Source organism: Cupriavidus campinensis, assembly GCF_905397395.1.
Taxonomy (GTDB): Bacteria; Pseudomonadota; Gammaproteobacteria; order Burkholderiales; family Burkholderiaceae; genus Cupriavidus; species Cupriavidus campinensis.
The window spans coordinates 138,280-148,356 of sequence record NZ_CAJPVH010000009.1 but is presented as its reverse complement, the minus strand read 5'-3'; the positions used below and the strand labels follow the sequence as shown (position 1 = coordinate 148,356).

8 protein-coding genes are annotated in these 10,077 nt (G+C 65.0%); all 8 read right to left on the bottom strand.

From position 1 onward, the window contains the following. On the bottom strand, positions 1-840 hold an 840-nt coding region (locus KHO18_RS08560), incomplete at its 3' end, for an oxygenase MpaB family protein (RefSeq protein WP_211943001.1). A 59-nt stretch (positions 841-899) separates the two neighbouring features. Next, complete coding sequence (locus KHO18_RS08555; RefSeq protein ID WP_144198813.1) at positions 900-1,937, bottom strand: cytochrome d ubiquinol oxidase subunit II; 1,038 nt, start codon at positions 1,935-1,937, stop codon at positions 900-902. Further along, on the bottom strand, positions 1,934-3,322 hold the full coding sequence (locus KHO18_RS08550) for a cytochrome ubiquinol oxidase subunit I (RefSeq protein WP_144198811.1): 1,389 nt from the start codon (positions 3,320-3,322) through the stop codon (positions 1,934-1,936). The genes KHO18_RS08555 and KHO18_RS08550 overlap by 4 nt, the downstream gene beginning before the upstream one ends. Before the next feature lie 3 nt (positions 3,323-3,325). Continuing rightward, positions 3,326-3,955, bottom strand: a complete 630-nt coding sequence (locus KHO18_RS08545; protein WP_144198809.1) for a GbsR/MarR family transcriptional regulator — start codon at positions 3,953-3,955, stop codon at positions 3,326-3,328. A gap of 236 nt (positions 3,956-4,191) precedes the next feature. Beyond that, on the bottom strand, positions 4,192-5,397 hold the full coding sequence (locus tag KHO18_RS08540; protein ID WP_144198807.1) for a chromate transporter: 1,206 nt from the start codon (positions 5,395-5,397) through the stop codon (positions 4,192-4,194). A 48-nt stretch (positions 5,398-5,445) separates the two neighbouring features. Next, positions 5,446-6,414: a chromate resistance protein ChrB domain-containing protein gene (locus tag KHO18_RS08535; protein ID WP_144198805.1), complete on the bottom strand. Its 969-nt coding sequence runs from the start codon at positions 6,412-6,414 to the stop codon at positions 5,446-5,448. A gap of 119 nt (positions 6,415-6,533) precedes the next feature. Then, positions 6,534-6,911: a hypothetical protein gene (locus KHO18_RS08530; RefSeq protein WP_144198803.1), complete on the bottom strand. Its 378-nt coding sequence runs from the start codon at positions 6,909-6,911 to the stop codon at positions 6,534-6,536. 54 nt (positions 6,912-6,965) lie between these two features. Continuing rightward, positions 6,966-10,070, bottom strand: coding sequence for an efflux RND transporter permease subunit (locus tag KHO18_RS08525; RefSeq protein ID WP_144198801.1), 3,105 nt, complete (start codon positions 10,068-10,070; stop codon positions 6,966-6,968). Between the last annotated feature and the right edge of the window lie 7 nt (positions 10,071-10,077).

Sequence of the window (10,077 nt, the reverse complement as noted above, 5' to 3'; positions counted from 1 at the left end):
CATCGCCGGCACGGCCAGGGTCCGGCGCATCGAGCGCCGGTGCAGCCCGAGCGCCTCGCGCGCCCAGGGCGGCAGCAGCGCCACGCCGGCATCGGCCATGGTCCGCACCGCCGGCACCAGCAGCGGGTTGGCCACCGGCATCGCCATCACCAATCGCACCACTTCGCGCGTGCGTTCACTGTTAACCAGACAGGGGCGCTGGGCTTCCAGGTAGGCGTGTACCTCGGCGCGCGATCCTGGCACGTCGGGCGCGCCCAGCAGGGCGGCCACGGTGGCCTCCTCGGCGTAATACCGGTCCTGGTCGGCGGCCGATAGCGGGCCGACATAGCGCAGGTATCCCGCCAGGAAACTCGACACTTCGGCCACATGCACCCAGGTCAGCAGGGCGGGGTCGTCGGCGGCGTAGGGCTGGCCGTCCGGCGCCAGGCCGCTGATATTGGCGTGGATGCGGCGCACGCGCTCGATCAGCCGCATGGCGTCGGCGCGGCTGCCGTAGGTAGTGCCGGCGATGAACTGCGCGGTGCGGCCGAGCCGGCCCTGCATGTCGGTGCGGAAGGTCGAGTGGTCCCACACCCCGGCCAGCGCCAGTGGGTGCAGCGCCTGGAGCAGCAGCGCGCTGACGCCGCCGGCCAGCATCGCCGGGAAATCGCCATGCACGCGCCAGCAGACCGCATCGGGCCCGAACAGGCCGGGGTCGCCCGGCGGGTTGTCGTAGTCGATCGACAGGCCGGAGTTGCTGCGCGTGAGCGCGCGCACCTGCGCGCCGGCGTGGCTGCGCAGACGCGTCAGCAGGGGCGGGTTGGCGGATTCCGTGGGGGGGCCGGGGACGCGAGAGGACATGCCGCTGGGGCGCCTCCCTGGCGCCCGGGGCCACGGGTCAATGGGTGGGGGTCGGTGGATCAGTAGTAATGCAGGTCCGTGGCCTTGCCCCAGAATACACGGTACGCATAGACCGTGTAACCCAGGATGGTGGGCAGTACCACCGCCGCGCCGATCAGGATCACCGCCAGCGATTCCGGTGCGCTGGCTGCCTGCCAGATGTCGATCTGGTCCACCACGAGGTAGGGGAACAGGCTGTAGGCCAGGCCGTTGAACGCCATCAGGAAGATCACCGCCGTGCCCGCGAACGGCACCCAGCACCAGCGGTCGTTGCCGCGCGCATGCAGGTCGCGCATCTTGCGCAGCAGGCGCTCCACTACCACGAAGACGGCCATGGTGATCAGCGGAATCGGCGCCAGCAGGATGATGTTGGGCAGCGAGAACCATTTTTCGAAGATCCGCGGGCTCACCAGCGGCGTGACCACCGAGATGGCCGCCACCCCCAGCGCCGTCAGCCACAGGCTGCGCCGCGCCCAGTAGATGGCGCGCAGCTGCAGGCTGCCGGTGGTCTTCATGATCAGCCAGCTCGCGCCGAGCAGGCAGTAGCCGGCCACCAGGCACAGCCCCACGGCCACGGCGAACAGCAGGTTCGGCAGGTCGTAGCGGAAGCCGGTGATATAGAGGCCGAGCATCAGCCCCTGCGAGAAGCTGGCCAGCAGCGAGCCCGCGTAGAACGCGAAGTTCCACCACGGCTTGTGCGGATCGCGCGCCTTGACGCGGAAATCGAACGCCACGCCGCGGATGATCAGCCCCGCCAGCATCAGCGCCACGGGCAGGTAGAGGTGCGTCAGGATGGCACCGTGCGCGAGCGGGAAGGCGGTCAGCAGCAGGCCCACGCCGAGCACCAGCCAGGTTTCGTTGGCATCCCAGAACGGGCCGATGGAGGCGATCATGCGGTCCTTGTCCGCATCGTCGGCCCGGCGCAGCAGCACGCCCACGCCAAGGTCGTAGCCGTCCAGGATCACGTAGATCAGCATGGCCAGCCCCATCAGGGCCAGGAAGACCAGCGGCATCCAGCCGGCCGGCTGGGTCAGGTCGGGAAGGGTAGCCGGGTTCATGACTTGCTCCTGGGTTGGCCGGGAAGGACGGGTTGCGGGGTCTGGACGGCGGCGGGCGCCTCGGGGGCATCCTCGGCCGGGGTGCCGGCCTTGCGGGCGAGGTGGAACACCACGGAGATATAGGCCACGATCAGCGCCAGGTAGAGCGTCAGGTACATCGCCAGCGTGCTGCCGATCATCGCGGCGGGTACCTTGGAGGCGGCCTGCGCCGTGGTCAGCACGCCGTAGACCAGGTACGGCTGGCGGCCTATCTCGGTCACGTACCAGCCGGCGACGAGCGCCACCCAGCCGGAGAAGGTCATGGCCACCAGCGCGCGGGCCATCCACGGCGCGGGCTCGCCGCGCTGGCGGAACTGCCAGGCGCCAATCCACGACACGGCCAGCATCAGCAGCCCCACGCCGACCATGATGCGGAAGGCGAAGAACAGCGGGGCCACGGGGGGATGGCGGTCCGGGAAGGCGTCGATACCCCGGATCTCGCCATCGAGGTCATGGGCGAGGTAGAGCGAGGCCAGCTTGGGGATGGCGATCTCGAAGTCGTTGGTCTGCGTGCGGGCGTTGGGAATGCCGAACAGCACGGCCGGCGCGCCTTTCTCCGTCTTCCAGATGCCCTCCATCGCGGCGATCTTGGCCGGCTGGTGGTGGAGCGTGTTCAGGCCGTGGAGGTCGCCCGCCACGATCTGCAGCGGAATCAGGATCGCCGCGAGCACCACGCCGGTCCGCATCGAATGGATGACATCGCGCCCACGGTCGCCGCGCAGCCAGCGGTAGGCCGAGACGCCGGCCAGCAGGAAGGCCACGGTCAGCCCGGACGCCAGCAGCATGTGCGTCAGGCGGTAGGGGAACGACGGGTTGAAGATGACTTCGAGCCAGCTTGTCACGTGGGCGCGGCCGTCGATCATCTCGAAGCCGGCCGGGGTCTGCATCCACGAATTCAGCGCGAGGATCCAGAACGCCGAGAGCGTGGTGCCGCCCGCCACCAGCAGCGTGGCGATGGTGTGCGTGCGGTTGCTGACGCGCCGCATGCCGAACAGCATGATGCCGAGGAAGGTGGCTTCCAGGAAGAAGGCGGTCAGTACCTCGTAGGCCAGCAGCGGGCCGGCGATGTTGCCGACGGTCTCCATGTAGCCAGGCCAGTTGGTGCCGAACTGGAAGCTCATGGTGATGCCGCTGACCACGCCGAGCGCGAAGGTCAGGGCGAAGATCTTGACCCAGACCCGGTAGGCGGCCATCCAGCTTTCATCGCCGGTCTTGCCGTAGCGCAGCTTGAAGAACAGCAGCACCCAGCCCAGCGAGATGCTGATCGTGGGGAAAAGGATGTGGAAGGTGATATTGGCGGCAAACTGGATGCGCGCCAGCACCACGGGGTCGAGACTGGCAAACACGGGTTACTCCTTGCGGGGGCGGGAGGACTTTGCGGGGGTCTTGGGGGCTTTCTTGGGGGCGGCGTCGGTGGATTTGTCGCCGCCCATGCCGATGGCACTGGCGAAACGGTCCTTGACGTCGAGCAGCTTGGTCACGCGGGAGCCGAGCCGCATGAGCTTTTCCAGCGTGGCGACGTCGAGCCGCTGCATGTCCCCAAACCAGGTGGTGACAAGCAGGATCAGGCCATACATCTCCTTCATGCGCGCCTGGGCGTGGCGGTCTTCCGGGGAGGTGGCGGCCTCCAGCTGGACCTCGCGCAGCATGGACAGCGTGGGATCGATCTCGCGGCGCCGGCGCTCCTCGGCCAGCGTGCGGAAAATCGCCCAGACGTCATCGGGCGCGGAAAAGTACTCGCGGCGGTCCCCTGGCTGGTGGGAGAGCTTCACCAGACTCCAGGATTCCAGCTCCTTGAGGCCGATACTGACGTTGGAGCGCGAGAAACCGAGCGATTCGGCGATTTCGTCGGCATTCAGGGGGCGCGAGGCGGTGAAGAGCAGAGCGTAAATCTGACCGACCGTCCGGTTAATACCCCAGCGGCTGCCCATCTCACCAAAGTGAAGGACAAAGCGCTGGATCAGGGGCGAGAGCTGCATGAACGTTTCGAACTTTCAAGAATTTGTGAAAGTTTAATACGGATCAAGCCGTCCTGCAGGAGTTTTTGCGGTGCGTCAAAAGGTCGCTGGTCACTGCGTACCACAAGCGCCGTGACGTGCGGTGCTCACGGCGATATGCAACGCCGTATTCCCATCAGTTCAGGGTGCCAACGCGCCGGAAGGCGGCCTGTGTGGCCAGGTCGTAGCCGATCGATTCATGCGTTGCGCCGCAGCACTCAGTGATGCAGCAACGGATAGGCCACCAGCCCAATCAAGGCCGCACCCGCGACGATCATTGGTTCAGACAGCTTCTTGAACTTGAGCAGCAACGCGACGGTAACGAGCGCTAGCAGCGCGGTCGGGATATCGACGATCGAGCGCTTGGCCAGGACGATCACCGCGCCGGTGATGGCGCCGATGGCCGCCGCGGTGACGCCATCGACGAACGCCAGAATCGCGGGCAACTTCCCGTACTTCTTGAAATAGGGCGCCGGCAGGATGGTGAACAGGTAGCAAGGCAGGAACGTGGCTGCCGCTGCCACACAGGCACCGGGCAGCCCAGCCACAAGGTAGCCGATAAAGCCGACGGTAATGACAACCGGGCCGGGCGTAATCATGGCTACCGCTACGGCATCGACAAACTGCTTGTCGTTCAGCCAGTGGTGTTCAGTCACCACGCCGCCATACAGGAAGGGCACGATGGCAAGCCCTGAGCCGAAGACAAATGCTCCGGCCTTGGCAAAGAACAGACCGATTTGCGAGAGCAGCGGCCAGTCCACGGTACTCAGCACGCCGCTTGCCGCCGTCAATGGGGTTGCCTCCATCGCGTTCAGCCTGCCTTGCCGCAGCCACTTGGGTGGCGCACGCCAGAACCAGACCAGCACCCCGGCCGCGAGGAACAGCCACGCTACCTCCGATTCGGTGATCACCGTGACGGCCACGAGCACCAGATAGATGACCCACAGCAGCTTGTCTTTGCCTACGTTCTTCCTGGTGAGCCTGTAGGCGCTGATCGCGATGATGCCGATCACCGCCGCGCCCACGCCGTAGAACACCGACTGCATCCAGGTCAGACCGCCGAAGCGCACATAGGCCCAGCCGAGCGCCAGCACCATCAGGAATGATGGCAGTACAAAGGCGACGCCGACGAGTGTGGCACCGAGGATGCGGTAGTGCACGTATCCGAGGTAGATCGCGAGCTGGGCGGCGAGCGGGCCCGGCGCCAACTGCGCGAGGGCAAGCCCCTCCTTGTAGTCGGCATCGGTAATCCACTGCCGCGCATCGACGAGATCCCGGTGCATATAGCCGGCAAGCGCTACCGGACCGCCAAATCCCAGGGTGCCCAGCCGCAGGAAGTACATCACCAGTTGCCGTAGCGTGTAACAGGGGCGTTCGTGTGCAGGAGAGGCGGAGGCGGAGGCGGGTGGCTGGGGCGAGTTCATCTTGTCTTGCGTGGAGAGACGTTCGGAAACTTGGGAACAGGCAACGACCTAGCGTTTGCGCGCGCTGGAAAAGTGCGTGTAAAGCGAGTCGAGGACGGTCCCGACCTCCTCCAGCAGCGCATCGTCATTTGGCAGGCGTTCGCGTGCGCCCGCCAGTACCGCTTCGAAACCACGGGCCTCCGCAACGGGCGTGCCGCCGATGTCGAGCACGTGAACCATCTGGCCGAGACGCGCCAGTCCCTTGTTCTCATCCAGCCCGAAGCTGGCGAGCAACACCTCGAAGGAAACGCGGTTGCCGACATGCGTGAACGTCGCGCCATCGAAGTCGAACCCCAATGCTTCCCCTGGGCATTGGCGAATGTCCTCCAGCCAGAGGAAGGAGGCGTGGGGGTCGATAAAGCGCCGGATCAGCCAGGCACAGGCAACACGGTCCACCCAGAGGTGCTGTCGTGTTGCCCAGCGTCGCCCCTGGTATTGGGTGGGGTCGCGCCTCGGAATCCCGCCCGCCATGCCCTGCGGTTCGCCTGGCGAAAGCATGATGTCGATGGCTGCATTGAAATCGCGCCACTGTGCTTCGGCACGGACCGAGGCTTCATTCGGGAAGTAATCAATCCTGCGGATCGCATCGTATGCGCGACCGTACCGGCGCGCCATGCGTAGGAGGTCTGCTTCGTCCGTCTCCGCCAACGTCGCCCGAGCACTGGAGAGTTCTGCCATCCAGTCTGCGTATTCGGGAGTGCGATCGAACAACGCGCGGTACTCGGCATCTTGCTGTGTGTCGGTGGCCTGGACGGAAAGCGTCCAGACCTTGCCGTCCTCGCTGGCCGCGTCTGTGGCCAGGGCCAGCAACGGTTCTCGCAAGCCTGCGATGTCGGGCAGCAAATAGACGCCGTCACGTAATGCCGCCGCACCGAATGCCTTGATGCCGCGCCAGAACCGCATGCGGGCGGTGGCGGCCGATGTGGGCAGGCTGACAACCAGCACCACCCAGGGAGAAGCGAATTGAAGAGAAGTCATGCGCCCAGCATAGTGGGTCGTAGGTTCTGCTTCAATGCTGTAGAGATCTCTACAGGGCAGGCGTGAACCGGCGTAAAAGGTGGATATTGCTCCACATAAATGACGGCTGCCGGCTCCTCCTATTTGATGGCGAAGCGCACCGTGACGGTCTTTCCGTCGGCGAATGTCACGGTTGCCACGGCCTTGGCGCCCGGAGGAAGCGGGACGGGGTCGTTAGCGACCAGGACGTTGCCGGACCCAGGCGTCAGCGCGGTTTCTGTTTTCGTCGTGCCCGACAGCACAGTCAGCTTGCCTTTTGCGCCACCGACAGATTTCTTGGTGTCATGGTCGTCGACGTAAAGAGCCGGTTTGCCATCCTTGTTGACCAGTTCGAATTGCAGGTCGCTGGCTGTCTGGACCGCGCCGCCATACTGCGCTGGCTTGGCGTCATGTGCGTGAACGAGTCCGGTGGCGCCAAGGGTGAAGACGGCCCAGCCAATCGCTACGAGTTTTTTCATGTGTTTCTCCAAGGACACGGGCGACTTGAAGGGCGTCGCCACAAAGCCCGTCGTTCAGTAAGCGTCCTGGCCCGCTTCACGGACCATGCGTTCGATCGGTTCGCGCCCAAACAGCCAGACCACGAGCGGTGTCAGTACGGCGTCCAGCACAGTAGAACTGAGCAGGCCACCGAAAATCACCACTGCCACGGGGTGAAGGATTTCTTTCCCAGGCGCATCGGCGGAGATCAGTAGCGGGACGAGGGCAAACGCGGCGACCAGCGCCGTCATCAGCACGGGGGTCAGCCGCTCCAGCGATCCGCGTACCAGCATCGGCACGCCGAACTGCTCGCCCTCGAGCCGGCACAGGTTGATGTAGTGGCTGACCTTCAGGATGCCGTTGCGCGTGGCAATGCCCGTCAGCGTGATAAATCCGACCATCGATGCGACCGATAGCGTCAGCCCGCCGAGCCACATCGCCACAACGCTGCCAATCAGCGCGAAAGGAATGTTGGTCATGATGGCCAGTGTCAGCCGATGAGAACGATACCGGGAGAACAGCACAAGATAAATCATCACCAGCGACCCCATTGCCAGCAGGACGATCAGCCGGGTGGCCTGTTCCTGGGCCTGGAACTGACCTTCGATACTGGCGAAGTACCCGCCGGGTAGTCCGGTGCTGGCAATGGCACCCCGCACACCTGCGATGACGCGGGACATGTCGGAACCATCGGTGTTCGCATAGACGACAATGCGGCGCCGGCTGTTCTCGCGACCCACCTGGTTGGGACCGTCGGACTCCTCCACGGTGGCGATGGCTGACAGCGGAATTGCCCCACGCGGGGACTGGATCATGATGCGTGCAAGGTCCTGCGGGGTACGACTTGCATCGGGCAGGCGCACCACAAGATCAAAGCGCTTGACGCCATCGATGACTTGCGAGATGCGCGTCCCGTCGGCAAGCGTTTGCAGGGCCGAGAGCGCGTCGCCGGGGGTAACGCCATATTGCGCGGCCTTGCGGTAATCGAGCCTCACGTTAACCTGCGGAATCAAGACCTGCTTCTCCACGGAGATGTCGACCAGGCCGGGGACGCCCGCCAGCTTGCCGCGCAGGTTCTCCGCCAGGCCGCGGAGGGTATCGAGGTCGTCGCCGTAGATCTTCAGGGCGATCTGGGCACGCACGCCAGACAGGAGGTGGTCGAGTCGATGGGAAATGGGCTGGCCGATGGCCACCGACGCCGGCAGCGTCGCAAGCTGCGCGCGGATCGCTGCCATGACCGCTTCGCGACTACGGCCTGAGCGATGCAGGTCAATATCGACTTCAGAGGAATGCACACCTTCCGCATGCTCGTCCAGTTCCGCGCGTCCGGTACGGCGACCCACCTGAACGACTTCCGGCACCTGCCGGATCAGGGATTCGGCCAGCGCCCCGATCCGGTTGGACTCGGCAAGCGATGTCCCGGGGTTGAGCATCAGCGACATGACAAGCGAGCCTTCGTTGAACGCGGGCAGAAATGCTCGGGGCATGAACGGAACGGTGGCGGCAGCCACCAGCACCAGGGCCACGGCAACTGCCAGCACGCGACGGGCGCGCGGAAACGACCATTCCAGCACGCGGGTCTCCACCTTCTTGAGCCAGCGCACAAGTGGGCTGTCCGGATGGTCGAGGCGCTTCATGCCCGGGAGCAGGTAGTACGACAGCACAGGCGTTACCGTCATCGACACCAGCATCGATGCAAGGATCGATACGATGTAGGCGATGCCCAGCGGCGCAAACAGCCGGCCTTCAATGCCCGGCAGCGCAAACAGGGGGACGAAGACCAGCACCACGACCAGCGTGGCGTAGACGATGCCCGAACGCACCTCGACGGATGCGTGCCAGATGACGTCCAGTGCCGGAGGCGGGGCGTCCATGGCACGCCGTTGTTTCAGCCGCCGCAGGATGTTCTCCACATCCACCACGGCGTCATCGACCAGTTCTCCGATTGCGATGGCCAGCCCACCCAGCGTCATCACGTTGATGGATTGACCGAGCAGATGGAATGCCAGCGCCGTAACGGCGAGGGACAAGGGGATGGCGATCAGCGAAATGGCGGTGGTGCGCGCGCTCAGCAGGAACGCAAACAGGACGATCGCCACCATGATCGCGCCATCCCGCAGCGCCTCCATGACGTTGCCGATGGAGGCTTCGATGAAGTCCGCCTGACGGAACAGGATCCGCGGCGCGGCAAGGCCGGCAGGCATCCCTTGCTTCAACTCGGCAAGGGCCTGTTCGAGATCGTGCGACAGTTTGACGGTGTCGGCGGCCGGCTGCTTCTGCACGCTGACGATCACTGCGGGCTGTCCGTTGAAGCCAGCATCTCCGCGTTTTACCGCTGCGGCATGGCGGACATCCGCAATCTGCTCAAGCAGCACGGGCGCGCTGTCCCGATATGAGACGGCGAGGCCACGGAGATCTTCAAGCTGTCTGGTGCGACCCAAGTTGCGGATCAGGTACTCGCGTCCGTTGAGATCGATAAAGCCACCGCTCGTGTTCGCAGCGAAGTCGCGCAAGGCGCGCGTCACCTGCTCCAGCGTGACCCCGAACTGCGCCATGCGTGCCGTATCGGGTTCCACCCGCAGTTGGCGGACCTCGCCGCCGATCGGAATGACCTGCGAAACGCCTGGTACCGACAGCAGGCGCGGCCGGAGTACGAAGTCCGCATATTCGCGAGCGGCCATGGGGCTGGCCATTTCGGGATCGATGGGCAACGCGACCAGCATGATCTCGCCCATGATCGACGATACGGGGCCGAGGATCGGCGTCAGTCCGCCGGGAAGTTGTTCCCTGACCAGTGCGAGCCGCTCGGATACCAGTTGCCGGTTGCGGTAGATGTCGCTGCCCCAGTCAAACTCGGCGTAGACGATGGACAGGCCAACGCCCGAAACGGACCGCACGCGGGTCACGCCCGGCATGCCATTCAGCGCCGTCTCGATGGGGAACGATGCGAGCAGTTCCACTTCCTGGGGAGCCATACCGCCAGCTTCCGTGATCACCGTGACAAGTGGTTTGTTGAGATCAGGAAACACGTCCACGGGGGTGCGCCAGGCCGTGAGGGCGCCGTACACCATCAGGATGGCAGCCAGGGCCAGCACCAGCAGCCGGTTGCCGAGGCTCGCGCGAACAATCCAGTTGAACATGGCGCGC